Origin of the sequence: Vibrio anguillarum, from assembly GCF_001989995.2 — a bacterium.
GTDB lineage: Bacteria > Pseudomonadota > Gammaproteobacteria > Enterobacterales > Vibrionaceae > Vibrio > Vibrio anguillarum.
In genome coordinates this window covers 14,708-41,463 of sequence record NZ_JAHGUP010000041.1, presented here as the reverse complement: position 1 = coordinate 41,463, position 26,756 = coordinate 14,708, and the positions used below count along the sequence as shown (strand labels likewise).

Sequence of the window (26,756 nt, the reverse complement as noted above, 5' to 3'; positions counted from 1 at the left end):
CTATATATCATTTGTGCATATAGTCAGACCAAAATTATTACATGTGTTCATTTTCCAATTAAATCATTCGTACGGTATTTCTCTACGAGTTATTTAATTGGAAAATCGAGCCACTTTGAAAAACACTCTTTCACACTAATTAATAATTCACTTTCCGTGATATTGATTCATTAAATTACTCTTACTTATGATAATTCACTAGACTTGATTCTTGTTAGGAATTAATAAACATATCAGTAAAATTTAATAATAAATAACAGTCAACAAAGGATTGAGATATGAAGTTGCCCAAACTGCTGCTCGTAAGTGCATTTTTTACTACATCCACTACTGCCTTTGAGATTTGCCGAATCGGGGATGAAATCAACATCCTCGATAACGACTCCATGAGGGCATTACGCAAAGATAATTATTCCTTATTTAGTGACGACATTACAGTTGACGCACTTTTTTCTTCCACACCAGAACACTTCACTGAATTAAAACCTTCAATTATTGAAGCTAATGAGCTGTATTCAAAATCTTCTTCCTTACTGGATCTAGGCCCTAGCTCAATACTTACCATAGAAGCAGACGCAGCAAAGAGACTGCTGCAAACACTAGGTAGAACAAGCTCAAAATTCGCCACCGGCGCTCTTGAAGTGCTTGGCCCTATTGGAGATGCTGCGGCGGTAGGGTTTTGGGCAAAAGAGATAGGTAATACATTTAAAGATGAATCCCAAACTTCTTATGATCGATTTGCAACGGTTATGGGGCTAGTGGATTGGTTTGGTGTACTCAAACTACCCGAAAGAGAAATAGACCGAGTGATATTAAGTCACCGCTGGGATGCCATTTCAAGTGGTCAACATTACAGTTTCAACATACACGACGATATTGCCACCCAACAAGATTTAAGAAACAAGAAACATTGGGCAGAGCTCGCCAGTAAACAAGCGGATTTAGTCACTGAAATAGTCGGTGCGTACGCAAAAGATATCACTCTTAAATATCAATACCATTATCAGGAAATGGTTTACGCACAAGCTAAATTGTCTAACGAGCTTATTAGCGCACTCGATCAAGAGTTACATAAGTATGTTTATACGCTTCTTTCGTTTGACCATAATGGCTCGCGCTTGTTTCCTAGCGACTTAACTAGCGCTTGTGATGCAGAAACCCGAGTGATTGCATCACTTTATACCAATTCAAACTCCAATAGCTCTTCAAGCACTCCATCGACCTCAGAAGCTAATGGAGCACTTACTAACTTACAACTCTGCCAGCAAAGTGTATTAAGCGGTGTTGTGCAGCGTCTAGATGAGTTACGTACTGGGCATATTGATCAACAGGCGTTTACGCAGGCCTTTAAAACCGTTTTGTCGACCAAGAAGCAGATAGCAAATACAGCAAGCGAACATCTTGAGCACATCAGTTCAGCACTTAAGAAGCAGATAATAATCGATGGCCGACAAGCCGTTGATCGTTTGTTTGATTCTGGTGCTCTAGAAAAATCAACTCAATTTTTTAAAGATCAAGCTAGCCGATATGCGATCGATGAAATGGCGCGTAGTGTTCTTTACCGTCCAGCAACGGCTGATGAGCTCAAAACAAAAACCCTCGTCTTGAATGAAGGCTATAGAAAATGCACCTCATTTGGAGTATTGGCAGGTGATCCTAACTTCCAGGGATGTAGAAAATACGAATGGATACCGGCTGAAACACGAAAATTTGAACCAGCAAAAGACGCAGTTATCAGCCAAATCACTTCTCAGCCACGCCAAAATTTTCATACAAAGTTCGACGCAGCCATCTTGAATTTGATCAGCATAGGCTGGGATGCGAATCAAGAAGAACAATGGTTTGAACAACAAATCACTCACTATTCGCAGCAGCAGGCCGCCAAAAATAATGCAAAAAAAGACAGAGCTTTAGTGCACAAATGGTTGTTCGGTTCCGATGCGCAGATAAAAGATGAGTGTCCACATAATTGTGAAGGATGGAATGCCGGATACTTAGAGAGGCAAAACATCTCTCAACACTCCTCTTTATCCGACATTAGTCGGTGGTTTGCGGATTATTCAAGCTCTGTATCAAGATACAGGGAAATCAAACTTGCTGAGCTTATTCCTCAAGCCCTAGAAAGCGAGTGGCAAGCGATTCAACTGACTCAGTTTTTGAGCTATGCGCACCCTGGCAGCTTTGACTTAGAAAAGCATGCCCCTTTAATGGCTTCAGCCTTAAAAAACTCAACTTTGGATTTGGCTTCTCTTTCCGGAAACTCGCTTCAAATAGCCAAAGAGATCCTAAAAAGAGAGATGATTGAAGCAATAAATCAATCAAAACAAAAAGGCACAGACTGGCTTATCTCTCAGATAGGGGACTTCCATCGATATGCAGCCATCGTCCACCAGCAGCACACCTCTACCGGACATGCCAACGACATGCCAAATGATGTTCTCTTTACTGAAGAGCTTCCTGGCAATGTTCTTCGTTATACAATCTCTCACCTCCCCCCATACAATTATGACCAAAAGTTAGACTCTTCACTGCGAGCGCTCTTTGATCCTCAATCCGTTCTCAGTGAAAGATTTTCTGCTCTGGCTAATGCGTCAAATCAACTTAACAACCAACCAGGACGTGAGTGCTACATCAATTTTACTCCTGTCAAAAAAGCACTATTAGATATAAATAGCGACAGTTTGCTTGAGTGGATTGCTCCTATACATGAATTAATGTCATCACTCACAAGTCAGCAATTGGAAGTACAAGCATCCATTGAATGGGCTGTGAAACAGCAAAGTGACCGTAAAGTGGCTTGTGATCTCAGTCCTAACAACCCTAAGTATTTGTAGGAATAAAACCATGGAACCAATACACACTATGAATAAGAAGTTTTTGACAACACGAGTCCTGCTTACCTTCAGCTTAATCCTTTCTTCAACGCAATCATGGGCAGATGTAGGGGCTTTAAAAAATGACATATTGTCTCGTATACACAGGGGGGATAAACCCGTTATCCTCATGATTGACATGCAAGAAACGACATCAAAGTTGCCTTGGTCACCAGCACAAGCACCAGGCAATAAAAAAATTTGGAAAAACCAAATAGAAATGTTGAAGTTTGCCAACGAAAACAAGCTTCACGTCTTTGATATCAACTACATTGACCGTTTTTCATTACGAGATAACTATGGTGGAGACAGAAGCCGTTATCTTGAACACAACCCGACCTTTAAAAAGCTCAAATCTGAAATGTATAAGTTTGGACCTGAACGATACCATTATATAGTGAAAGAAACGGTTGAAATTGATACCAGCTCTCAAAGTAAAATCATTCAATTTATTAACCAAAACCAAATTGATAGTGCAGTCATCATGGGGTTTAACAGTGATTGTTGTGTGCGGCATACTGCTTACGTTCTCTCAAAAGAGCAACGTATTAACGTTTTGGTTAGCGAAGACATTGTTACTAATAAAGCGAATAAGCCTGGTATTTCTAGCACGTGGACTGAGCTGGGTCTTGATACAGATCCAAACGTTCATATTTTCAGAAAGCAGAAACAGCCTTTTGATTTCAATGCAGCCTGCTATAGTGGTGCTTAAGTTTTTAACTTGGCTTTGTTTAAAGTAAGTAAGGAGTAGCGATATGGTGGAATATCGCTATATTTTGCCCTACTCTGTATCTTATATTTAACAAGCAGTCTTACGCTGCCAATTGTGTGAGGCTTCAAATTTATTGCGATATTCCCAGTTAGAATCCGCTAAAGAAAGAGGCGGCTCAATAAAGTCGCCTCACACCGATTCCCCGATTTCTTCATCCACCATATTTTTTATTTCCTGCCTCACCCACTGGTGGATTGGGCTATTGTGATGAATGAGATGCCAAAATTGTTCAACTCGAAAGTCGGCAGTGTAAAACGGTAAATCGGCCACCGTGATGTCATAACGTCTACCTAGGTGAGAGACCAGACGTCTTGGTAAAGTGGCAATCAGATCAGTGTTAATCAATAACTCCGGCACCATCGAAAAATGTGGCAAAGATGCCACCACTTCGCGCTGATAACCCAGTCTTTTCAGCTCATGATCCATATCCGTTTTGCCCAAGCCATTACCGGAGATGATTAGATGTCGGCTCTGGCAATAGCGCTCTAACGTCATAGGCTGATGAGCCCATTTATGCTGGCAACACATCACTACGGCATAGTTATCATTAAATAAACGCTGTTTAAACACGTTAGTGGGTGACTCATCGGTGGAATACAGTAATAAATCCGCCACCTTTTCCAAGTAATCATGCAGCGGCATAAACGAGTTGTAAGACACAATTTGTAATTTCAAGTTTGGAGCACGCTGTTGAAAACGCGCCAACAATTTCGGCACAATCATCATCATTTCGAAATCCAACGCCCCTATAGTGAACACGCCTGAGTATTGTTGGGGGTCAAACTCGTCATCTACCAACATATGACGAATGGTATTGAGTGATATTTCCAATTCGCTATAAAGGCGCTCACCTTTTACAGTCAAACGGTACTCATTTTTCACCTTCACCAGCAATGGATCACCAAATTGTTCACGCAAGCGCATCAGAGCTCGACTGACTGCTGGCTGACTCATGTTTAATACTTGAGCGGCCTGACTAATATGCTTATGAATTAATAGCTTTTCTAAAATCGTCAATAAATTTAAGTCAATGCTGCGCAAATTGATTTCTGGGGCGACCATACCATCACCTAATAATTTCGTGCGTAAATGATCTATATACTATAACAAGCATGCATTTTTGATATGTTTGTTTTTAATTTATCTTCTCCTCACCTGATTGAGGAGATAAAAATGAAACTATCCACCCTAGCTTTAGCCCCTATTGCTGCTGCACTGTTTACTTTTAATGTAAATGCGAAAGGCCATGACCACGACAACCAACATGCGATTTTTTTTCCTGGTGAAACCGTTCAAGACACAGCAAAAATCGTAGTTGAGCCCTCTGCCACTCAGTCTCTGAAACTGGGACAGAAAATCAATAACCTGTATGAGCGCCAATTTGATGAGAGTAAAGCCACCGTTCAAAAATTGGGCAAAAATACCTATTGGATCGGGGTTAATTATTACAACGCTACGGTTGTAGTTAATGAAGACTCAGTATTGTTGATTGATCCGCTAGGCGATGGCCGCATTGATGCTCTTTTTAAAGGAGTTAAATCCATCACCAATAAACCAATTACTACCATTATGTATTCGCACTACCACCTAGATCATGTAGGTGGTGGTAACCAACTGGTTGACTTGATTAAGAAAAATTATCCAAAGGTGGATAATGTCCGTGTTATTGCTAGTCAAACCGTTGCAGACAAGATCAACCACCACGCTGAAGTGGGCGAAAACGGTGTGAAAACGCCTAAAGTTCCAGCGCCAAATGAGGTGTACGATTTAAAAAAACCTCAAACGGTCAAATTTGGCTCAATGAAGCTAAAGATGATGGCACCAGAAGGCTCTGGCCATACACCGGATAACACGATGATTCTCATCCCAAGTGATCGTGTGCTGCATTTTGCAGACATGATTAACCCTGATCAACTGCCGTTTTATAATTTCGCGGGAGCAGAACATTTCCACGGTTACGAAGAGGATCTACAAAGCCTTCTGAGCACACCACTCAGCAAACAGTGGGACTTTATTAACGGCGGCCATGGCAATATCGGTTCAAAACAGGATGTGAAAGATCTGCTGGAATATATTGCGGACATCAGAACTGAAGTGGGCAAGCAGCTAGAAGTCGCGCCCTACACTCCAGTTTTAAGTGACGGAAACCACTTCGTTTGGTTCAAACGCTGGCAAGATGAGATCACTAACAATGTACATACCGCAATGGCGAACAAGTATAGCCACATGTACGGTTTCGATTCAGGTGTGGTGGAAACCCACGCAGCCATGATTTTGGCTGATATGATCGATCACTAATTTCACTCGGATAAAACAGCCCTCTAACGAGGGCTTTTTATTAACGGTAGATAGACTTTGTGGACTCTCGCACAATTAAATCGATAGGGGGTAACCTAGCATCGTGCCTCTCACCACTGAGCAAGTTGAGAATGGAATGCGCACACACCGCACCGATCTCTTCAATTGGTTGGCGCAATGTCGTCAGGGCCGGAGTGAAATACTGAGAGACAGGTAAGTCATCAAAACCAATCACTGAAACATCATCTGGCACTCGCACTCCGTGGTCAGTTAACGCCTTAATGGCACCATAAGCCGTTTGATCATTAGCAGCAAAAATAGCCGAGAAATGGACTTTCGACTGCAACAGTTCAACCGTCTTTTCATACCCACATTCAGAGCTAAAGTCACCTTGTTTAATGAGTTTAGGCATAGGCTTAATTCCCGCTTCACGAAGCGCTTTTTGGTAGCCAGTGAAACGGGCGGTTGAATCAGGCTGATTAGCGAGCCCTTTTATATGAGCAATGTTCACGTGCCCTAATTGCAATAGGTGCAAGGTGGCAATATAACCACCGAGTACATTGTCCACATTAATGCAACGTACATTATTACTAACAATTTGGTGGCCGACAGCAATGATGGGAATCGATTGAGCATATTTGAGGATTTGATCGCTTTTTAAACTGCCTGTCACTATGATCATTCCATCAACATTGCTTCTAGCAAGATACTCCAGTGCATGTGCTTCCAAGTTTTTCTGCCACTGACCTGTGGCAATCACCAGTGAATACCCTTGGGTCATTAATACCTTCTCCATGTCATTCAGAATTCGACTGGTGTGAGGGCTCTCTGCGTGCTGCACTAATACACCAATAGTCATCGAACGCTTATTGCCTAGATGACTGGTTGGGTAACTAGGTTTGTAGCCAAGGGTTTTAATTGCACGTTCAATATTTTGGCTTTTTTCATCCGATACGTAAGTTGTGCGATTCAAAAAACGAGAGACAGTGCTTGCCGAAACTTCGGCAAGCTTAGCGACATCATAAACAGTGGGTGCTTTCTTTGATTTTCTCATGGCGATGTTTGGCCCTTTAGAAGCACTCCTTCTCCACACGGAGAAGGAGTCTATCGTTTCTTTTTACTGTGTATCCCAACATATATTGGCGATCACAAATTGACACTCACCATTAGTAAATAATGAGAAGGGCGTGTCGAGATGAGTAAAACTTAATCCCTGCTCAGAGAAATGTGAACAAGCAATGTTCACGCGCGTAAAGCTATCATTGATGGTGGAAAAGTAGTGGCTGACGTCCACTTTAACCACGTTATCAATATCCCCCAAACACCCAGGAACAACGGCGCGTTGCAGTGACAAATAAACAGGTTCTGTTGCCGCTCTGAGCACTTTAATCTCAAAACTGACCACACCATGCGCATTATCGTAATGGCTGAAATCTTCCGCTTGCCCTAGCCCCGTTTGCGCATAAACCATTGCTCCCCCCCCCAGAATGTCTACCTCAACGGCATCTTGCTGCTGCTGGTAGTTATACGGCTTAGTTCGGACAGCACCGAGTTTCATCACGTTGTTGCGTGAGACATCCACGCCCATCCAATGTTCAGCATCCGACACTTTAAGTTGATAATCGCCTATCGTCGCCATAATGCCATACAGATGCTCTGCACGTGTTGCTTGCCATTTTGCTTCTTCTGAGTCGATATCTAAATCAAGGTTATCCAAATCTCGAGTTTGTTTTTTTTCAGCGTAATTAAGCCCATAACCGTATTCAAATAAAGGAGCATGTTCCCCAACAGGAGACTGCTCACATTCAGGCACGACATAATTGGGAATATGAGGAGGAATACGGTTCACACAGGTGCTGCGCTTTTTATTGGGCCAGCTGAATGACAAGGTACCAGAGAAGTCGATATTAACTTCACCATTCTCTTTAGCCACTAAAACATCAGTAATGCCACATCCTTCGCTGCCGGGTAAAAATGCCGCAACAAAAGCATCAGACAAGGATATTTCTTCATTGACAAACAGTGGACGACCGCTAAAGAAAATCGATACCACTTTTACGCCGCGCTTATGAAATGCTTTGATTTTTTCGCTGTCTGCTCGGTAGCGACGTTTCAAGGTTGAAAACTCCAAAGATTGCCACGCTTTGATATCACCCATCATTTCAGAATAAGGATCTTCACCAAACACCACAACCGCAATATCACCCGCTTGCCAATCACCTGTTAATTCTGGATCGTAGCAAACATTATCTATGCCCAATTCGGCTTCTAACGCCATTTTCACTGTGGTGGATCCGGGGAAATCGGCTAAGTTATTTTCATCCCCTTGCCAAGTGAGGTTCCACCCGCCCGCTTGCTTTTGCAAATCATTGGCACCGCTGCCCGTTAAAACAACCTTGCACCCACGTTTGAGCGGTAAAATACCCTTGTTATTTTTCAACAGTACCATCGATTGCTGAACGGCTTGGCGAGCGATAGCACGATGTTCAGAGCAACCAATCAAAGACTGCTGACCAGCCAAAGCTCGCGCTGAAGGATGTGGTTTTTTCCATAAACCCGCGCGCATTTTCACCCGTAAAATACGCGTCACAGCATCATCAATTCGGCTCTGGCTCAGTACTCCACTTTTGGCATCGCTCACCGCTTGACGATAGGCTGATTGCCAATGCTCACGAATAGGGATCATTAAAATATCGTTACCCGCATTGATAGCGTAAGTCGCATTACCATCGGTACATTTACTGACTTCAGAATGACCATGCCAATCGGTTACAACTAATCCATCAAAGCCCATTTGATCTTTCAAAACATCAGTGAGTAGATACTTACTGCCATGAATTTTGAGGTTGTAATCACCTGAAATGTGCGGCGCGTGATCGTAGTTCGCTTGGTTATCCCACGAATTAAATGAAGACATCACCACTTGCGCACCGGCATTAAGGCCACTGAAATAGCCCATGGCATGCACGTTACGCAGCAGATCTTCACTGTAAGTATTGCTGCCACGATCAACACCATTCACTGTGCCGCCATCGCCCACCCAATGTTTGACGTTTGAGATCACATGATGCTCACCTTGTAAGTCAATGGCGTCACCTTGCAAACCTGCGACCATTTCGCTGGCATAAACATAAGTCACTTCAGGGTCTTCAGAGTAACCTTCATAACAGCGCCCCCAACGCAAATCACGAGGGGTGGCCACGGTTGGTGCAAAGGTCCAATCAATACCCGTCGCGGCGATTTCCAGCGCGGTAATACGGCCAATTTTGCGAATTAAGGCAGGATTGCGCGCGCACCCCAACCCAATATTGTGCGGAAATACGGTTGCGCCAAAGACGTTATTGTGGCCGTGTACTGCGTCAGTCCCCCACATAAACGGAATATGAAATGGGCGACCTTGATAAGCTTTTTCTGCGGCAAACCAGTATTCATCTGCTTTCGCTACCCATTCACTGGCTGGTGCATGTTTATTGCTGTTTGGCCAAGAGCCACCACCATTGAGTACCGTACCAATCTTATAATCGATGATTTCTTGCGGCGTAATATCGCGGATTTCTGGTTGGATAATCTGGCCAATTTTTTCTTCTAAGGTCATCAACCCGACGATTCTTGCTACTTGCTGTTCAATTTCAGGGTCAGCTTTGATTGCTGATTCTATTTTGGGCCAAACGTCGAAATAAGGGGCTTGCTTTATTATTGTCATCGTCTTGTTCACCATTAAAAACTGGCCAATGAGTTTTCACTCAGCGCATCAAAAATATGAATCGCATCTAGGTCGAGATAGAGTGTAACCTTCGTCACCTCTACCTCTACCTCTGCCGCTTGGGTTTCCACCATCAAAGGCTGGCCTGCAACATGGGTTTTCAACAAAATACTCGCACCGAGCAACTCTTTATCTTTGAGCGTGACGGCAATTGGCAAGACGCGTTCATGGTTAACTTGTTCTGCGCGTAAGTGAATATCGGTGGGGCGAATACCGACATGCAATGCGAGGTTTTTAGACGCATGCGCTTTAAATCGCTCGGGAAGCGGGATAAAGATGTCACCCAGTTGGATAAGCCATTCGCCATCTTGCTGGATAAGTTGTGCATCAAGCATGTTCATCGAAGGGTTACCAATAAACTGCGCCACAAATTTGTTCGCCGGGCGTTGAAACACCTCTGTTGGCGTACCGACTTGCGCAACATAGCCATCTTTGAGGATCACAATGCGATCAGCGAGCGTCATGGCCTCAATTTGATCATGCGTAACATAAATAGTGGTGGTTTTAAGCTGACGATGTAACTGCTTGATCTCTTCGCGCATCACACCACGAAGTTTGGCATCTAAGTTAGAAAGTGGCTCATCAAACAAGAACACTTTTGGCGTACGCACCATGGCACGCCCCATCGCCACGCGTTGGCGTTGACCGCCAGATAACTCTTTAGGCTTACGATCAAGGAGCGGATCAAGCTCTAACATTTTTGCCGCTTTACGCACTTCCTTATCGATTTCAGTTTTTGGCATGCCTTTTAACTTCAATGCGAACGCGATGTTTTCATACACGCTCATATGTGGGTAAAGCGCATAACTTTGGAACACCATCGCTAAGTCTCTATCTTTGGCATCTACGTTATTCATCCACTTGTCACCAACGTAAATATCACCGGCAGTAATCGACTCCAGCCCCGCCAACATGCGTAATGTGGTTGATTTTCCGCAACCCGATGGGCCAAGAAATACCACAAACTCACCATCATTCACCGTGAAATCAAAATGCCTAACAACATCCACATGACCAAACGACTTCTTAATATTCTTAAATTCAACTTTTGCCATAATTTTTCTCCTTCACACTGCGCCTTCTTTCAACAAAACCACGCCAGCATGAGTAACTAAAATGAGGGATTGAAGGCTAATCAGCCTTTTACTGCACCGGATGTTAAGCCGCTTATCATCTGTTTGGACGCAAAGAGATAGATAGTCACCAGCGGCAATATAGAAATGGTGGTGCCAAGCATCACCGCACCCCAAGGCGTATTTGGAATGCCTTGCACGCTACGTAACGCCTGAGTAATGACGTAGTTTTCTGGCGATGTGAGCACCACTAACGGATTCATAAAGCTGTTCCAGAAAAAGACAAACTGTACAATCGCCAGTGTTGCCAACGCTGGTTTCATCAACGGCAAAACAACGCTCCAGTAAGTACGAAACTCTCCCGCGCCATCGAGTTTGGCCGCTTCTAATAACTCTTTAGGAATAGAGGCCATCACGTGTTGGCGCATTAGAAAAATCCCGAACGGAGTAGTGGTAAACGGCAGCCAAACTGCCATGTGGTTATCCATCAAACCCAGAAATTTCACGATCATAAAATAGGGGATCAAGCTCAAGACGGGTGGGATCATCATGGAAGCCACCAACATGCCAAATAGCGCGTTCTTACCTTTGAACTGAAACACAGCAAACGCGTAACCGCCCATACTGCAAAACAACAGTGAGATAGTGGTGCCTAAAAAGGCAATGTAGATAGAGTTAAACATCGCCTGCCAAAACGGCATAATCTGCAACAGCTTTGCATAGTTAATGGCCAAACTATCTCCAATGGCAAAGCTGATGCCTGAACCGAAGATTTCCGTACGATCGCGCGTTGATAGCAGCGCCGACCACAAAAATGGGAAAACTGTGATCAACGCCGAGACAATCAATACAACCGCCAGTAGCGCCATCATTACTTTAGTGATGAGTTCAATGCTGCGATCACTGAGTTTTAAAGCGTGGATTGACATGCTATTACTCCCCTAACCCTTTTTTACCAAACAAGAAAAACTGAATCGCAGTACAAGTTGCAATCAGCGCAAACAGCAGCCAAGAAATAGCGGATGCCGTGCCCATCTCTAGCCACTCCCAACCCACTTTGTAGAGATACATTGAGATGGTTAAGCCTGCTTGGCCTACGCCTCCGGTGCCGCGCGTTAATACAAACGGTTCTTCAAACAGTTGTAAGTTGCCAATGATGGTCATGGTGACGGCAAAGAAAACGAAAGGGCGAATCATCGGCAGTGAGATATTCCAAAAACGGCGAAAAGCGTTAGCGCCATCCATCCGCGCGGCTTCTAAAATTTCTTTGGGAATGGTCATTAAACCTGTGGTGTACAACACGATGTTAAAACCGGTGTATTTCCAAAAAACCATGATGGCAATCGAGGGTTTGATCATGTTGGCATCATCTAACCAACGGATAGGTTGATAGTCATTAAGCCAAGAAAATGCCCAGCCAAAGACACTGCTATCAGCTAAAACCGTTAAGCTTTGGTTGATGATGCCCGAATTGGGTGAATACATATTGAAGAAGATGAGCGACGCCGCCACCGTTGAGGTAATGAATGGCAAAAAATAAGCGGATGTCAGCCAATGACGCAGCCGATCGCCCAATGAAACCAAAATATAGGCCACTGGAATAGCCACTAAATGTTGAGCGACGCCCGAGGTTATCGCCAACCACAATGTATTGCTTAATGAACGCCACAACCAAGGGTCGGTCAATGCAACTTGGTAGTTATCAAATCCCACATAATTCATGGCGGCAACCCCTTCGACTGGGTTCCACGCATGAAAAGAGAGATAGACAGAAAACAGGAGAGGAAAAACTCCAAAAACAGAAAAAATAATCAAAAACGGCAATAGAAACCCGTACGGTGTAAGCGCTTTCAAACTCAGGTGAGAAAAAAAACGTCGACCCGATGGCGCTTGCACAGCGTTGCTCGTAACGTGATTCATAATAACGACCTCTTAGGCATAACATCATGCCTTCTATAACTTACGCTTAGTGAACCACCAGCACCGCTGGCGGTTCTTTTTAATGATGAAAGTGCTATTGCATATTGCGGGTACGACGCTGAATTAAACGTTCTGCATCTTTCAGTGCGGCTTTGATGTCTTTGCCTTCATCCAACACTTCCATCAGTGCATTTTCTAAGATGATAGAACGAGCCACATGGTCGCCTTTCGCAGGCGCGACTGGTTTGATGTTTTTTGCCACATTCGCAAACAACAACCGCGCTTTTTGGCCACCTAGAAATTCAATTTCTTCCTTGAACATTGGGTCATCGTAAGTCGTGACATTAGAGGGGAACGCGGCAATCGTTTCGAACGCTTTAAGCTGCACATCACGGTTGGTTGTCATGTACTCAATCAGCTTCCACGCGTCATCTTGATGTTTTGATTGAGTAGGGATTGAGAGAAATGAACCGCCCCAACTGCCGTAAATACCATCAGGAAGGTTTGATACGGCCCATTTGCCGGCTGTATCTGGCGCAATCCAGTTTTTCAGATGTCCGAGTAACCACGCACCAGAAAGCTGAGTGGCAAAAGTACCGTTACGGAAACCTTCATACCATTCGTTAGACCATGCCAAAATTCGGCCATCTAGCCCTTTTTCACGAATCGTTTTTGCCACTTCAAATGCATGTACAAAACGTTCGGAAGTGACGACTGAATTTCCCTTACTATCAAAATACAATCCTTCGCCGTCAGGAACCGTGGTAAAAATGATCGCTTGTGCTACATCAGCGGCGGATGCAATCAGCTGTACGTTTTGTTTCTTCAATATTTCACCGGCTTTGATGTAGGAGTCCCAATCTTTTATCGCTTGATTGATGTCAATCCCCGCCTTTTCAAACACATCGGTTCGGTAGTACATCACGCCTGGGCCAAGGTCGACAGGAATGCCGTACATATGGCCATCACCACCCTTACCTTGTGCCCAAGCATAAGGTGCGAAACGGTCTTGGAATTTGTCCGCGCCATATTTTTCCGACAAATTGACTAAGCCACCGGAGGCAACAAAGGGACCAATTTTCTCTACATCAACCACAATCACATCCCCCGCTCCGGATCCTGTGGCGAGGTTCGTCGTCAGCTTGGTGTGGTGGTCGCCGTGGTTATTCATTAAATAGTCAACCTTGATACCACTCTTTTGTTCAAAGTCCGGCAATAAGACTTTCAAACTGCTATCAAAGTCGGGGAAACCGTCTAAACGGATGGTGTGGTCGGCAGCATATGTAAGCGAAGAAAATCCTAAAGCCACGGCGCTTGATAGCACTAAGGTCTTAAATTTCATGATTCATCCTTAATATCTTTATTGTTAGGTTTATAGGGTGTTGAGTAAATTTTTGACGGAGTCTCGTATCACCAACGAAGGGGATAATTTGAAGTTCACGTCGCGTTTGTTTTTGTGCAGCTTTTGAATAACGAGCTGAACCGCTTCTAAGCTCATCTGTTCAAGAGGGAAATTCACGGTCGTTAACGCTGGGGTGAGGTAACGCGCGAATAAAATGTCGTCAAATCCAACCAAGGATATGTGTTGTGGTATTTGCAACCCGACACGGCGCAACTCTTCAAATGCACCAAATGCCATATGATCGTTTGAAGCAAATACAGCGCTAAATTCACAGTGACGCATCAGTAATTTGCGCATCGCTTTGACGCCGGATTCTTCGGTAAAACCAGCTTCAGACACGAGCGCTTCTTCATAGTCAAGCCCAGCCTCTTCCAACGCTTTTCGGTAGCCTTGCAAACGGCCTCGCGCATCAGATTTATCCAATGGCCCAGTAATGCAAGCAATTCGTTGATGACCCTGACTGAGTAAATACTGTGTCGCCAAAAAGCCACCTATCTCGTTATCAATGTCAATACAACTGCTGGCCATTTCAGGAATAAAACGGTTCACTAGCACCAAATGAACCCCTTGTTGATCCAATTCAATCAAGTAGTCATCGGTTAGATGTTGAGTATGGAGAATTAATGCATCGACTCGGCGACCTAGCAGAAATTGCACCGACTCTTTTTGTCCTTGCTCTGTGTTCGAGCCTGCCGTCACGACGACGTGGTAGCCAAACTTACGCAATTGCTCTTCAATGTTGTGCAAAATGCTTGAATAAAAAGGGCCCCCTAATTCCGGCACTATGATGCCGATGCTCCCCGTACGGCTTGAGGCCAGTGCTTGAGCAATAGAATTGGGGCGGTAACCAAGATCTTTAATCGCCTTTTCGACTCTGAGTTTTTTATCGTGGCTAACACGGCTAGTTCCATTAATCACCCGCGACACCGTCGCTTGCGATACACCTGCATGATCAGACACATCTTTAATTGTCGCCACTCTCGCCTCACAACATTACTGACAAAACCAACAAGAAACCGCTTTCATGAGCTAGTATTCAAGATATCCCCTCGCTTTAGCGTGAGAGAAATCACATCGAACTAGGCACACAAATGACTATTATCTAAACATTGAAAGCCACAGCAGTTTCCCAGGCAGCCATGAAACTGTTTCATGGCAATCGGAAGAGAGAAAAAGATGATGGCCGATTACCGTAAATAAAAAAGGGCCACTAATGTGACCCGAAAGCGTAAGTGTATCGCTGGAGGTTAAAAACCACGGCAGGCATCGAGCGAGCCGTGAAAAAAGAATGGACAGTTAATGATCAAATATGGGGTTACCACCACGCTTCCCACATCGCGCCAATCGTTACCGTATCTGGGTTACTTGCGGCTTTAAATAGGCCGTCTTTGTCGATCACAGTTTCGTTATCGGCATCACCCAAAGTGGCATAGAAACGGAGCATTGGTCGAGCGCCTGCACCTTTACCAAACGAAATGTTCTGCGATAGTGTCACTTTCCAAGAAGAGTTGGTGGCGTCGATGTTGTCAAAATCTACAACATCATAGCCAGCTTCTAACCACGTTGAGTTGGTCTCATCCCAAAAATACATCGGGCGAACCAACACGTTGTAGTTAGTACGGTCATACTGTTTATATGCGCCATCTTCGTAGGCTTGATAAGCCGCTAGGTATTCGATCGCCGTATTGTCTCCCAGCGCCTTACTCCCATCAAAGCTCACCAACAACGCTGATTGATTCTCCGTTTTCCAAAAAACACTGTCTTTGGCGTTATCAGCATAACGCACCACCAAACGGTCATCCCCAAACTTCAATTCACCCGCCACTTGAAACGCGTTGAGTTTTTTGGCCGTTGGATCCGAATTGTCATCAAAGCCGTAGTTAGCATAAATGCTGAGATTGGTTGTATCAGAAAATTGAATGCCGTGGATTTTGGTGGTCAATGCGTAATTACCATCTGGATGATCGCTAGGAGAAGCCCCCGTTGCACTGACGACACTGGCGTCGAATTTAATGCCTCCTAGATTAAGGTTGTAGAAACCACCACCTTGCCCATCATGCGTCATCCAAAAATAGTCGTTCAAATTCGTTGAAATACGTTGGTGAAAGTCTCGACCAGCCCATACATAAAGTTCAGGTTGGCTTTCAAAAATGTTGGTTCCGCCAGCGTAAGCTTTAGGCACACCCACCTCATCACCCCAATGGTTGAACATCACCACCACATCCCAAATAGCACCGCTGTCACTGACGAATCCTTTACCAAATTGGAACTCACCACCGTTACCTTCGTTACCTAAACGGCCTGTTGAGTTACCGTTTAAACGGCCATTGGTTTCAACCAGTTTGACATCGCCATTTTGGTAGGCTGCGCCATAACGAGCATAACCAGAAAATACGATACCCGCGGGAACTTTCATATCCGGCGTCAGCACCAGCGGTTGTTGTTCTTTATCCAACACCTCAGGATTTGGCATTGGATCGTTGGCAAAAGAAGGAGCAGAAGAGAGTACGGCAGCCACAGCTAGGGATAGAGGTAGAAGCTTATAATTTTTCATGTTAAGTCCTATTAATCACTTGGTTTGTTTTTGTTCTGTGGTCAGTTTAAAAAATGAAACAAGTGAAAATTAGGTGTCGCTTCACAGCGCGCTCGACTGCTTTTGGCGATGAAACTGAGGAAGAGCGTTATTGTTATTTTTTATTAACACCATCAATACATTAAACGCAAATTGATTCACAAAACAGAAATGAAATCGGTTTCATTTCATAGAAATAGGACGAGTTCATCACGAGATTAACGCTCAAGTATTCACCAAATGGTTAGGTTTTTATGAAATATTTCACAAATATGATGATTTTCATGTCATTGCACAGAGCAACTAGACTGGGGATGGACGTCGCTCTCTTCATGTATAGCTGTTAACATACTCAACGCACATAACGTACAAACCATACTGAGCTTGTTTTTCACCGCAGAGGCCACATATTAAAACCTCTACCCATATAGTTGAGCCGAGCAATGTCAAACACCACCCCGTTATCTCCACCTTCACTCACACGCCAACTCTTGCAAATGACTTGGCCGATGATGTTTGGTGTGCTGTCCCTTATGAGCTTCCAACTGGTTGATAGTGCGTTTATCGGCCAACTTGGCGTGTTACCCCTTGCCGCGCAAGGGTTTACATTACCCATTCAGATGATCATCATCGGCCTTCAGGTTGGGCTTGGCATCGCGACCACAGCGGTGATTGCTCGCGCATTGGGTGCGAACCAAATTCGCTACGCGAAGCAGCTTGGTGGGTTAGTCGTCGCTATTGGCAGCATTGGGGTTGCTCTGTTTTCAGTGATTATCTATTTACTGCGTCATCCCATCTTAGCGCTACTCAGCGCTCCTGAATCGGTGTATCAGATCGTCGACAGCTACTGGATTTATTGGTTAATCAGTGCTTGGGTGGGCGCGGTGCTGTACTTTTTATACAGTCTGTGTCGAGCCAATGGTAATACTATGTTGCCGGGTACTATGATGATGGTCACCAGCATTTTAAACCTGATTTTAGACCCTATTTTTATCTTCACTTTTGATTTGGGTATTGAAGGCGCAGCGCTGGCGACCATTCTAGCCTTTGGGATTGGCGTGTTCGTGGTTGCGCCCAAGGTGTCGAAAAGACACTGGATGCTGTTTGATTGGTCAGATTTGGATGTAGGGAAAAGTATTCGCTCTATCAGCCATATCATGGGGCCGGCCATGATAAGCCAGCTTCTTCCACCGCTTTCTTCGATGCTGGCAACCAAACTATTGGCCAGTTTCGGCACCGCAGCTGTCGCGGCCTGGGCGTTAGGATCTCGTTTTGAGTTTTTTGCGATGGTCGCAATATTGGCATTAACTATGTCGATGCCACCGATGGTGGGTCGTTTGCTTGGCGCAGGCCAATTGCAAGACATTCGAAAATTGGTTCGTGTTGCGTGCCAATTTATTCTTGGGTTTCAGCTCATCATCGCCGTGGTGACCTATCTATTATCCGGCCACCTTGCAGTGCTGATGACCAGCGAACAAAGTGTCGAATCCATTTTGCACTGGCACTTAATGATCGTGCCAATCAGTTTAGGGCCGCTTGGTATCTGCATGTTAATGGTCTCGGTTTCTAATGCGTTAGCAAAATCATACACCGCCTTAACCATTTCCGCGCTGCGCCTGTTTGTGTTCTTCTTGCCCTGTTTATGGGTTGGCGCTCAAATAGCGGCACTGCATGGCCTGTTTATCGGGGCGTTGGTCGGTAACATCCTCGCAGGCCTTGCCGCGTGGGCGATGTACCAACGTGCACTTCGGCAAGTTGAGCAGCAGAAAAACCATTGAGTTTAGGTAACACAGAGCCAAAACGAGCAATCTAGTCTCAAAAATATGAATCTGGTCTATAGTTAACACACGTTAAGTTGATGAATATTTTCGATAACTATGGACAACAAACCGGTTTTCGTAATTGCGGCGGAAGTGGCAGCAGAGCTAAACCAAAGCGTACTCATTGCAAAAAAATTACTGCTTGTCGCCAGCAATGCCAGAGCTCTGGCTCTGCGTGCGGGCGAAAGTGCCGCAGGTTTTCGGCCAATTACTGATTCGATTGACGATTTAGTCCGCGTCACGCTAGAGGCGTCGCACACCATCAACTTAAAAGCGCAGCGTATCAGCCAACTCGCAACCGCAAGGACTCGTGCACGCGCTGCGCTTGAACGTTTTGAAAATGTGTATATACAAGCGCATAACGCTCGGCATTTACACAGTTTGGATGTCGTACATCATCAGAACCAAGAGGAATATAGCAAACTCAGTCACAGTTTCTACTCTGAAGCTCAAAACCTACACGAGTTATTGCAAACCTTGTATGACAACCTGCGCATTGCACAAATCATCTCGATCATGCTGAGCGTGGAAGCCTCTCAAGCAGATGAGCGATATCAAGCCCAACTGCAAAGCATTGCGAATAACGTCGCTGAACTGGCAAAAGAAATTCAAGCTCACGTCATGCTATCGCTCAAAACATTCTCTCTCTTTTCTCAGGTGAACTATGCAATCAAAAATACTATTTGAACGCGGCCATCATCGCTGGGTGATGTTTGCTCGCGATCCAAACAAACCAGAAAAAATCATTGATACCAACCAATATATGATAGTCAATCGTGATCAAGCGATATTGCTAGACCCCGGTGGCATTGAACTGTTTTCGGCGATGCTCGGTTGCGTCGTGAAAGAAGTGCCGATTGAACATATCAAGCATCTTTTTGCCTCTCACCAAGATCCAGACATCATCTCTTCCCTCGGTTTATGGGATAAAGCGCTGCCCAGTGCAACATTACATTCACCTTGGTTGTGGGAAGGGTTTATCCGCCATTTTGGTATGGAGTCAATTCAATTCTCCCCCATCAAAGATGAAGGTGGAAAAGTGTCCTTATCAGGTCACGACCTGCACTTTATCCCAGCACATTACATGCACTCTTCTGGTAACTTTTCGGTTTACGACCCTGATGCAAAAATATTGATGTCTGGCGATATTGGTGCCGCGCTCGACAGCCCTAACGCCTCTTTTTTTGTAGAAGATTTTCAAAGCCATATTCCAAAAATGACTTATTTTCATCAACGTTGGATGCCATCTAACCGCGCCAAAAGTGATTGGATTGAGCGAGTCAGCCAGCTAGATATTGAGATGATGTGTCCGCAACATGGCGCTATTTTTCGGGGCGATGATGTTCAACGATTTTTGGAATGGCTAGATAAGCTGGAAGTTGGCGTAGCGATAAAAAAATAGCGATGTTAAGGCTCTCGATGAGAGCCTTATAAAAAGAACAAATTAAGCTTACGTAATGGGTTCACGCTCGACCGTATCGGGCTGATGCTCTGCGACCCAGTAAAGCCAAATCATCACTAGGCACAGCACAAAGCAAAGGCCAAACAGCCAGTTTGAATTGAGGTATCCAATCACCGCCCCCCCAACCAGTGGTGCAATCGCAAAACCTAACGAATAAAGCGCGGCGGCACCAAAGTAAGAACCACGCAAATGGGCGGGAGCCATGCGGTCTATTTGTACGTTTAAGGTTGGAAAAGCAATGACTTCTCCCATACTCAAAACAAAGCAAGCGAGCGCCCAACCAATCGGTAAATCTGCAGGGGTAAACAGAAAGCCGAGTTGCGCAAGCCCCATCAATAACATGCCGATCCGAGTTCGTACAAACAGCGGGACGTTTTCCAACCACTTCAGCATTGGGAACTGGAAGATGATAATGGTCATGGTATTTACCAGCACTAACCCTGCGACAATTTGCGCTGCATCGGCGGCACTGGTGCGTACAATCACTTGTGGAATAGACGATTCTACCTGCCCATAGATGAACATCATGATGAAGTTCGCCACCATCAACTTCACAAAAATATTATCTTTACTGATCACTCTTAGCGTCGAAGAAAAATTAGGCAAACCAGAGCGATCGGGTTTGGTGTAGCGCCCTTTACGTTCAATACCGAGCAGCAGCCAAAAGCCAAACAATAAATACGTGCCGCCGGTAAAGAAAAAGAGAGTTTGTGGGTGAGAAAGCCCAAATGTAATCCCAAGCAGTGGCCCAATGGCACCACCTAGATTGAGTAGGAAATAGCGGATGTTGAGCGCCAGCTCGCGATCTTTCAAATTCGGCAAGTTATCACCGATCACCGCTTTGCCCGGCGCTTCAATCATTGGTCGCATTAAACCGGTAAGGACAATAAGCACGTAAAACTGCCAGATTTGATCAGCCACACCAATGCCACTGTAGGCAAATGCAGCCATCACACTGCCAAGAACCATCACCCACTTGCGACCAAATTTGTCGGAAAGATACCCTGAATACAGCCCAGTAATTGCTCCTACAACAGCAGAGGTCGCCAGCATTCCACCCACTTCAATCGGCGATGCACCATAATCTTGGTAAAGGAACACGATCAAAAATGGCCATGCCATGAAAAAACTGGTACGAGCAATCAATGTTCCGGTTAATACCGTCCACACTGAAAAATTAAACCTCTTTACCCTTTCTAAACGAAATAAGCTTTCCTCTTTCGCCATAAAAACACTCCTTACTTTCAGCCACTTGACCATGCGTTCACACGATGAACATCACATTTCTAGTTCTTATTGGGTCAATATATGAAGATAATGTTAATAAAGATAGTGTTTTTTATACGAGGGGGATCGAATCATAAAAACAAGCAGCTAACCCAAAAAAACCTAGTTATTTCGGATGGTTAGATATTCTTTGATTCATAAAAAAACCGCATAACCTTTCGAGTTATGCGGTTGAGACTAGGAAATAATAGTCGATTTATAGTTTGAAGAAGGCGAGCTGCGCTTTTTGCTTCTCGGCCAATTGTGACAGTTCGGCACTGGCACTGGCGCTCTGGCTGATACCCGTTACGTTTTGATTTACAAGCTCAGACATATTAACCACGTTACGGTTAATATCTTGCGTGACTTGCGACTGCTCTTCTGCCGCAGTCGCCACTTGGGTATTTGAATCATTGATGTCTGAAACCGATTCCGTGATCCCAACAAGTGCATCATTTGCTCGTTGCGTTAACTCACCGTTACGCGCAAGCATCTCAATGCTGGTTTGCATACTATCGTTTGCAAGAATCGATTGGCTTTGCAGCTCTTCAATGATAACTCGAATCTCTTTAGTTGAACTCTCAGTACGTGCAGCAAGCATGCGAACTTCATCAGCCACGACCGCAAAACCACGACCAGTCTCACCTGCACGTGCCGCTTCAATAGCCGCATTCAGTGCCAATAAGTTGGTTTGCTCAGAGACACCTCGGATCACTTCAACGACATCGTTGATCTGCTCTGATTGCTCTTTTAGACGCAGAACTACGCTCGCAGCATGATTCAGCGCTTCTGACATTTGTAAGCTCGCTTGGGCGCTCTCTTTAAAAATAGCTAAGCCTGATTTAGCAAGTTCATCCGCTTCGCGAGCGGTTGAATCAGCGACCGTTGCGTTATCACTCACGTTGTTTGCTGTGCTCGCAAGTTCATTCACCGCCGACGCAACTTGTTCAATTTCACTCAACTCTTGTTGTGCATTTGACTCTGCTTGCGTCATCACCGCAGCCAGCTCGGTTGAAGCTGACGCCACTTCTTCACTAATACGGTTTAAATGATCTACCGTAGCATGTAACTGAGAGGTAGTCGTATTGACATCTTTACCCAACTTTGAGATTTCATTCTCGCCATCCGCATCAGCGCGAATGGTTAAGTTCCCCTGCGCTAATTCACGCATTACAGCTTGCAGCTTCTGAATCGGGGCCACAATCATATTTGAAAGGATCCAAGCCATCGCAAGAGAGAGCGAAAGTACAGACAGAACAGTGACCATAGCCGTGTTCATAACGCGAATGTTGTCTTTGTCGCTTTGAGCCAATGACTGCGTCGCTTGTTGGTTCACTTGCTGCGAAAGATCATTTATCGCATTGACCATTTGCTCACCACTTTGACGAAATTGCGCAATAAATGCTGTGTATTCAGCTTCAGAGGTCATCCCTTGATCGCGACGGTTAAAAAATTCCACCATTTTCGTCGACATATCAACGTAATGTTCGATGCTTTTATGAACTACCTCAACATCGCTCCGATAAAGCTCATCTTGTCGCATTTTGCTCAAATTGCGCTCTACTTCTTCCAGGCCATTTTTTAACTCAGCTAAGAATGTGGCGCGACGAGCGGGATCATAAATAGCGTATACCGCACTAATACGCAGCGGATAAACAGTATCGTCCACACTGGCAAGAGCATCTTTATATTCAACGAGCCGATCAGTACTGTTCGACACTTTGATTTGTTCATTTTGGAGATTACTTTTGGTTATCCACAGTGCAATAAGTAAAGCGAAAGTGGTTAACAAAACGGGTAATAAAACTTGTACGCGAATTGACAAATTTTCCAGTGAAAAATGCATTTAAAAGCCTCGATTAAAATAACATTCGCATCCATGCCTTGGGACTAATCCCACGGACTAAACAAGAGCAAACAATAGACAAAATTCACATTTTTGTCCATGAAATAATATAATGCAATTCATATAGTTATGAGCATATGGTCGTCAAAACAATGACTAGATACCAATAAGACAATATAAGTTAAATTATGATGATTTATGAAGAAAAATGACCACTTTCTAGGTGGTCATTGAGGTGGTTAGTACTGAAGAATTTATTCTTCGATAAGGCTATTTTCTAAGCGCATTCAGTTTGGCTTGTGCTAAACCGAAGATGGTATCAACCGGGTAGCTGCCATCTTCTGTTGCTTCGCCTGCGGGTTTGCCAGTAAAGAGCTCAACCGCTTCAGTGACATGTTCAATAGCCCAGATATTGAACTCCCCTTTCTCGACCGCTTTAACAACGTCAGCGCGTAACATCAGATTGTGCATGTTTGAACGAGGAATGATGACACCTTGCTGGCTGGTGCGCCCTTTGATTGCACACACATCAAAGAAACCTTCAATTTTCTCATTCACACCGCCAATCGGCTGCGACTCACCAAATTGGTTCATCGAACCTGTGATCGCAATATCTTGGCGATTAGGCCGTTTAGAAAACGCAGACACAATCGCACAGAATTCGGCCATGCTGGCACTATCACCATCCACACCACCGTATGATTGCTCAAATGTGATGGTCGTGGTGAGTGGTACGCGCGCCGTACGGCCAAATACCGAAGAGAGATACGCGGATAAAATCATCACACCTTTAGAGTGGATGCTGCCACCCAGATCGACACTGCGCTCGATATCGATAATGTCACCATCGCCATAGGAAGTGGTGGCGGTAATACGGTTTGGCGCACCAAACATATGATCGCTGGTGCTCAATACCGACAGCGCATTCACCTGCCCGACCGCCATGCCTTGCGTTTGGATTAGCGTTGTACCGTTAACATACGACTCCATCACACTGTCTTGCAGGCGGCTCACTCGCATCTCTTGGTTGCTGAGCGCCTCTTCGACATGATTCTGGCGGATCATGTTTGAATTCGCCTGCTTCGCCACATAGTTAGATTCGCGTAACAAATTGGCAATATGCGCCGAATGAAGTGACAGTTTGCCTTGATCGCCCGTTGTACGTGAACTGTGTTCAATGATGCGTGCAATCGCTTTACGGTCGCAATGCAGCATATTGTTGTCGTGCACTATGCTCGAAATAAAACGCGCGTAATGTAGCTCGGTATCGGGCGTACGTTTCATCTCATCTTCAAAATCGGCCGTTACTCGGAACAATTCGCTAAATTCAGGATCGTAATGAGTCAGCAGCTGATAAGTGTGGTAATCACCAAATAGGATGATTTTCACATTTAGCGGGATAGGCTCTGGATCAAGTGAAACCGTCCCTGTTAGCGTGACCTCTTTTTCCAAAGAGGTAAAACTCATTTGGCGTGAACGCAGCGCGCGCTTTAAACCGTCCCAAACATAGGGCTGTTCAAGCACTTTCACCGCATCCATCAACAGCACACCACCATTGGCTTTATGTAAACTACCCGCTCGAATCAACGAAAAATCGGTAAATACTGTGCCTTTAAAAGTCGCCGTTTCGATATAACCAAATAGAGAGTGGTAGTTCGGGTTCTCTTCTACCACGATCGGTAGCTTGTCTGAAGGCTGGCTGACCAGCACATTGACTTTGTAGCGACGCGGCAGACGCTTATCTAAAGAAGCTGTCGCGACTTCGCCTTGCTCACTGTCTTCATCTAAGAAAATGTCTGCATTATCGACGATGTCTTTTTGTAACTCCGTGAGATACGTTTTGATGTCTGGGTAGCCAGAATAATCTTGCTTAAGCTGCTTAATAAAGTGGGTAATAACGCCAAGCGTGACTTCATCATTGAGCTTTTTGATCTTCTCACTGTAGGAGTCTTCCCATTCGGTCAGTTGACGTACCATATTGCGTAGGCTGATTTCTAGCTCATCAATGGTATGGCTAAAGTGCTCTTGCTCTTTTTTAGACAAGGCGTCAAAGGACTCTTCGGTGTGCATCTCTTCACCGTTCATCGCAACAAATTGATAGTCGCCTTGAGTGGTGATGGTTAAGCTAATGCCTTTATCTTTGGCTTCTTTACTGATGCTATCCAATTCACTTTGCTGTTTTTGTGCCATCTGATTTTTCAGTTTATCGGCACGAGCAAAGTAAATCTCGTTATCAAAAGCTAACGGGATCGCATTGACCAACTTATTCATTAACTTTTCAATGTCTTGCTTGAGTTTAACCCCAATACCCGAAGGTAACTTCAGCACTTTTGGGGTTCGAATATCGCTGAAATTGGCCACATAACACCAATCAAACAACGCATCGACATCATGCTGATGGCGGTTTAAATAGCGCAAAATCATCGTACGTTTGCCCAACCCATTACGGCCAATAGCGTAGATGTTGTAACCCTTCTCTTTGATCGACATTGCAAATTCGACCGCTTTTTGCGCCCGTTCTTGCCCCACAATCTCATCAACTGGGTCTAACTCCTTAGTTGATTTACAAGGGAGTTTTTCTAACTGGGCAACGTGGTAGAGCTGCTCTGCATTCAATCGTTGAATCGCCATCACTCCGCTCCTTAGCTTTTGGATTCTTGTTGTAGTTTGACCTAAGTGTAGAAGCAATTCATTTATATTTTAGCGAGTTACACCTTATTCGCGTTTAACCGAACAAATAATAAACAATCACCACACTTAAAATCGCAAATAACAATTATTTGCATTTGATAATAAATTGCATTTAAATAAGTGAACGCCGTCATTCTGGAGAATTGAGTATGGACTTACAACAGTGCTGGACAAGCTATCTCAAGGCTGAACAACTATTAGCGCAGGGGCATTGGCCACAAGCACACTGTTTGTTTGAAGATGTACTGCATCATATGCCAAGTCATATTCAATCAGCGCTAAACTGCGAACATACAAAACCTTGCCAGTTGGTGTGCTTGATCTCTGGGCTATGTGATGCTGCCGTTTCTCAATCTGAAATTTTCAACCACTTGGGCCAGCATAAACAAGCCTTTGATGTCTTAAATCAATCTTATGCTCTGCTGCAGTTTACTGCGATTGAGCCCAATGCCTTGGTTAACCGCCTTGCCAACGTACTCACCAAACAAAGCGATGACTTGCTCAAACATATGAGTGCTTTTTGTTCAGCTCAGCGCAGTGCGACTTGGATGTTGGAGTTCGAACACGTACAAAAAGCGCACCACTATTTCAACCAACTCAAACGTTATAACCAAGTACAGGCTCAAGTTCCGTCGTCAAACTGTCATTGTTCAACTGAATAATCACCATAGAGTTACCATTCCGGATAAGACTGACCACCTAGCATCATTCACAGCCGCTATAAGTAACGTGCTGTAGTCAGGGGATGAGACTTAGGCAGAACCTAACCTCTCACCCTGAAAATGTGTCGAGATGGCATGAGAATTTAATCGATTGCGTTATCAATAGTTGATGTATGTCAAATTGTCGTAGACAATACGCACCCGAGTCTAGGGGCGATCCCTGGACTGCGTTCTGCACTTTTGGAGGAGCGCATTGGTTTTAACTATCGACATTATAGTTAGAGCCTATTTTCTATTTTTGCATGACGCTGCTACCGTTGGCGCATGCTAAATACC

General features: G+C 44.6%; 19 protein-coding genes. 7 read left to right on the top strand and 12 right to left on the bottom strand.

What is annotated here, in order from left to right:
* Nucleotides 1-278: 278 nt before the first annotated feature.
* Nucleotides 279-2,834, top strand: a complete 2,556-nt coding sequence (locus PL85_RS11325; protein WP_115340011.1) for a hypothetical protein — start codon at nt 279-281, stop codon at nt 2,832-2,834.
* Between the two features lie 10 nt (nt 2,835-2,844).
* On the top strand, nt 2,845-3,585 hold the full coding sequence (locus PL85_RS11320) for an isochorismatase family protein (RefSeq protein ID WP_234826580.1): 741 nt from the start codon (nt 2,845-2,847) through the stop codon (nt 3,583-3,585).
* Nucleotides 3,586-3,774: 189 nt separating this feature from the next.
* On the opposite strand, the gene PL85_RS11315 is transcribed toward PL85_RS11320, so the two are convergent.
* Nucleotides 3,775-4,707, bottom strand: coding sequence for a LysR family transcriptional regulator (locus tag PL85_RS11315; protein WP_115340009.1), 933 nt, complete (start codon nt 4,705-4,707; stop codon nt 3,775-3,777).
* A 111-nt stretch (nt 4,708-4,818) separates the two neighbouring features.
* Between PL85_RS11315 and PL85_RS11310 the strand changes: the two genes are divergently transcribed.
* The gene (locus tag PL85_RS11310; protein ID WP_115340008.1) at nt 4,819-5,943 is read left to right on the top strand and encodes a VarG family subclass B1-like metallo-beta-lactamase; all 1,125 of its coding nucleotides are present in this window, start codon (nt 4,819-4,821) and stop codon (nt 5,941-5,943) included.
* A 40-nt stretch (nt 5,944-5,983) separates the two neighbouring features.
* Here the strand turns inward: PL85_RS11310 and PL85_RS11305 are convergent, their stop codons facing one another.
* From PL85_RS11305 to PL85_RS11270, 8 genes are all read right to left on the bottom strand, one after another.
* Nucleotides 5,984-6,997 carry a LacI family DNA-binding transcriptional regulator gene (locus PL85_RS11305; protein WP_026027775.1) on the bottom strand — a complete coding sequence of 338 codons (1,014 nt, stop codon included), beginning with the start codon at nt 6,995-6,997 and terminating at the stop codon, nt 5,984-5,986.
* Between the two features lie 63 nt (nt 6,998-7,060).
* Complete coding sequence (locus tag PL85_RS11300; protein WP_115340007.1) at nt 7,061-9,661, bottom strand: glycoside hydrolase family 3 protein; 2,601 nt, start codon at nt 9,659-9,661, stop codon at nt 7,061-7,063.
* Complete coding sequence (locus PL85_RS11295; RefSeq protein ID WP_115340006.1) at nt 9,661-10,761, bottom strand: ABC transporter ATP-binding protein; 1,101 nt, start codon at nt 10,759-10,761, stop codon at nt 9,661-9,663. The genes PL85_RS11300 and PL85_RS11295 overlap by 1 nt, the downstream gene beginning before the upstream one ends.
* An 80-nt stretch (nt 10,762-10,841) precedes the next feature.
* Nucleotides 10,842-11,708 (bottom strand): carbohydrate ABC transporter permease, encoded by an 867-nt coding sequence (locus tag PL85_RS11290; RefSeq protein ID WP_017044900.1) that lies wholly within the window; start codon nt 11,706-11,708, stop codon nt 10,842-10,844.
* Nucleotides 11,709-11,712: 4 nt separating this feature from the next.
* Nucleotides 11,713-12,699: a carbohydrate ABC transporter permease gene (locus PL85_RS11285; protein ID WP_064626494.1), complete on the bottom strand. Its 987-nt coding sequence runs from the start codon at nt 12,697-12,699 to the stop codon at nt 11,713-11,715.
* A gap of 94 nt (nt 12,700-12,793) precedes the next feature.
* A complete protein-coding gene (locus tag PL85_RS11280; RefSeq protein ID WP_064626495.1) occupies nt 12,794-14,041 on the bottom strand; it encodes an extracellular solute-binding protein in 1,248 nt (415 codons plus the stop codon).
* A gap of 30 nt (nt 14,042-14,071) precedes the next feature.
* Nucleotides 14,072-15,079 (bottom strand): LacI family DNA-binding transcriptional regulator, encoded by a 1,008-nt coding sequence (locus tag PL85_RS11275; RefSeq protein WP_017050242.1) that lies wholly within the window; start codon nt 15,077-15,079, stop codon nt 14,072-14,074.
* Nucleotides 15,080-15,416: 337 nt separating this feature from the next.
* Nucleotides 15,417-16,655, bottom strand: coding sequence for a carbohydrate porin (locus PL85_RS11270; RefSeq protein WP_115340005.1), 1,239 nt, complete (start codon nt 16,653-16,655; stop codon nt 15,417-15,419).
* 461 nt (nt 16,656-17,116) lie between these two features.
* On the opposite strand from PL85_RS11270, the gene PL85_RS11265 reads away from it, so the two are divergent.
* From PL85_RS11265 to PL85_RS11255, 3 genes are all read left to right on the top strand, one after another.
* Nucleotides 17,117-18,451 carry an MATE family efflux transporter gene (locus PL85_RS11265; protein ID WP_064626498.1) on the top strand — a complete coding sequence of 445 codons (1,335 nt, stop codon included), beginning with the start codon at nt 17,117-17,119 and terminating at the stop codon, nt 18,449-18,451.
* 99 nt (nt 18,452-18,550) lie between these two features.
* The gene (locus PL85_RS11260; RefSeq protein ID WP_017043842.1) at nt 18,551-19,180 is read left to right on the top strand and encodes a hypothetical protein; all 630 of its coding nucleotides are present in this window, start codon (nt 18,551-18,553) and stop codon (nt 19,178-19,180) included.
* On the top strand, nt 19,158-19,895 hold the full coding sequence (locus tag PL85_RS11255) for an oxygen-binding di-iron domain-containing protein (RefSeq protein ID WP_013868161.1): 738 nt from the start codon (nt 19,158-19,160) through the stop codon (nt 19,893-19,895). The genes PL85_RS11260 and PL85_RS11255 overlap by 23 nt, the downstream gene beginning before the upstream one ends.
* A gap of 48 nt (nt 19,896-19,943) precedes the next feature.
* Here the strand turns inward: PL85_RS11255 and PL85_RS11250 are convergent, their stop codons facing one another.
* The 3 genes from PL85_RS11250 to PL85_RS11240 form a co-directional block, all read right to left on the bottom strand.
* On the bottom strand, nt 19,944-21,182 hold the full coding sequence (locus tag PL85_RS11250; RefSeq protein ID WP_174223858.1) for an MDR family MFS transporter: 1,239 nt from the start codon (nt 21,180-21,182) through the stop codon (nt 19,944-19,946).
* A 256-nt stretch (nt 21,183-21,438) separates the two neighbouring features.
* Entirely contained in the window at nt 21,439-23,067 is a 1,629-nt protein-coding gene (locus PL85_RS11245) for a methyl-accepting chemotaxis protein (RefSeq protein ID WP_115340003.1), read from the bottom strand.
* A gap of 270 nt (nt 23,068-23,337) precedes the next feature.
* Nucleotides 23,338-25,698, bottom strand: a complete 2,361-nt coding sequence (locus PL85_RS11240; protein ID WP_026027772.1) for a Lon protease family protein — start codon at nt 25,696-25,698, stop codon at nt 23,338-23,340.
* 209 nt (nt 25,699-25,907) lie between these two features.
* On the opposite strand from PL85_RS11240, the gene PL85_RS11235 reads away from it, so the two are divergent.
* On the top strand, nt 25,908-26,420 hold the full coding sequence (locus tag PL85_RS11235; protein ID WP_064626500.1) for a hypothetical protein: 513 nt from the start codon (nt 25,908-25,910) through the stop codon (nt 26,418-26,420).
* Nucleotides 26,421-26,756 lie beyond the last annotated feature (336 nt).

What these genes read in the sequence shown, in the direction of transcription:
- PL85_RS11310 (WP_115340008.1), top strand. Translation starts at nt 4,819, where the DNA reads ATGAAACTATCCACCCTAGCTTTAGCCCCTATTGCTGCTGCACTGTTT.
- PL85_RS11320 (WP_234826580.1), top strand. Translation starts at nt 2,845, where the DNA reads ATGGAACCAATACACACTATGAATAAGAAGTTTTTGACAACACGAGTC.
- PL85_RS11270 (WP_115340005.1), bottom strand. Translation starts at nt 16,655, where the DNA reads ATGAAAAATTATAAGCTTCTACCTCTATCCCTAGCTGTGGCTGCCGTA.
- PL85_RS11295 (WP_115340006.1), bottom strand. Translation starts at nt 10,761, where the DNA reads ATGGCAAAAGTTGAATTTAAGAATATTAAGAAGTCGTTTGGTCATGTG.
- PL85_RS11325 (WP_115340011.1), top strand. Translation starts at nt 279, where the DNA reads ATGAAGTTGCCCAAACTGCTGCTCGTAAGTGCATTTTTTACTACATCC.
- PL85_RS11250 (WP_174223858.1), bottom strand. Translation starts at nt 21,182, where the DNA reads ATGGCGAAAGAGGAAAGCTTATTTCGTTTAGAAAGGGTAAAGAGGTTT.
- PL85_RS11315 (WP_115340009.1), bottom strand. Translation starts at nt 4,707, where the DNA reads ATGGTCGCCCCAGAAATCAATTTGCGCAGCATTGACTTAAATTTATTG.
- PL85_RS11290 (WP_017044900.1), bottom strand. Translation starts at nt 11,708, where the DNA reads ATGTCAATCCACGCTTTAAAACTCAGTGATCGCAGCATTGAACTCATC.
- PL85_RS11255 (WP_013868161.1), top strand. Translation starts at nt 19,158, where the DNA reads ATGCAATCAAAAATACTATTTGAACGCGGCCATCATCGCTGGGTGATG.
- PL85_RS11280 (WP_064626495.1), bottom strand. Translation starts at nt 14,041, where the DNA reads ATGAAATTTAAGACCTTAGTGCTATCAAGCGCCGTGGCTTTAGGATTT.
- PL85_RS11260 (WP_017043842.1), top strand. Translation starts at nt 18,551, where the DNA reads ATGGACAACAAACCGGTTTTCGTAATTGCGGCGGAAGTGGCAGCAGAG.
- PL85_RS11300 (WP_115340007.1), bottom strand. Translation starts at nt 9,661, where the DNA reads ATGGTGAACAAGACGATGACAATAATAAAGCAAGCCCCTTATTTCGAC.
- PL85_RS11240 (WP_026027772.1), bottom strand. Translation starts at nt 25,698, where the DNA reads ATGGCGATTCAACGATTGAATGCAGAGCAGCTCTACCACGTTGCCCAG.
- PL85_RS11245 (WP_115340003.1), bottom strand. Translation starts at nt 23,067, where the DNA reads ATGCATTTTTCACTGGAAAATTTGTCAATTCGCGTACAAGTTTTATTA.
- PL85_RS11305 (WP_026027775.1), bottom strand. Translation starts at nt 6,997, where the DNA reads ATGAGAAAATCAAAGAAAGCACCCACTGTTTATGATGTCGCTAAGCTT.
- PL85_RS11265 (WP_064626498.1), top strand. Translation starts at nt 17,117, where the DNA reads ATGTCAAACACCACCCCGTTATCTCCACCTTCACTCACACGCCAACTC.
- PL85_RS11235 (WP_064626500.1), top strand. Translation starts at nt 25,908, where the DNA reads ATGGACTTACAACAGTGCTGGACAAGCTATCTCAAGGCTGAACAACTA.
- PL85_RS11285 (WP_064626494.1), bottom strand. Translation starts at nt 12,699, where the DNA reads ATGAATCACGTTACGAGCAACGCTGTGCAAGCGCCATCGGGTCGACGT.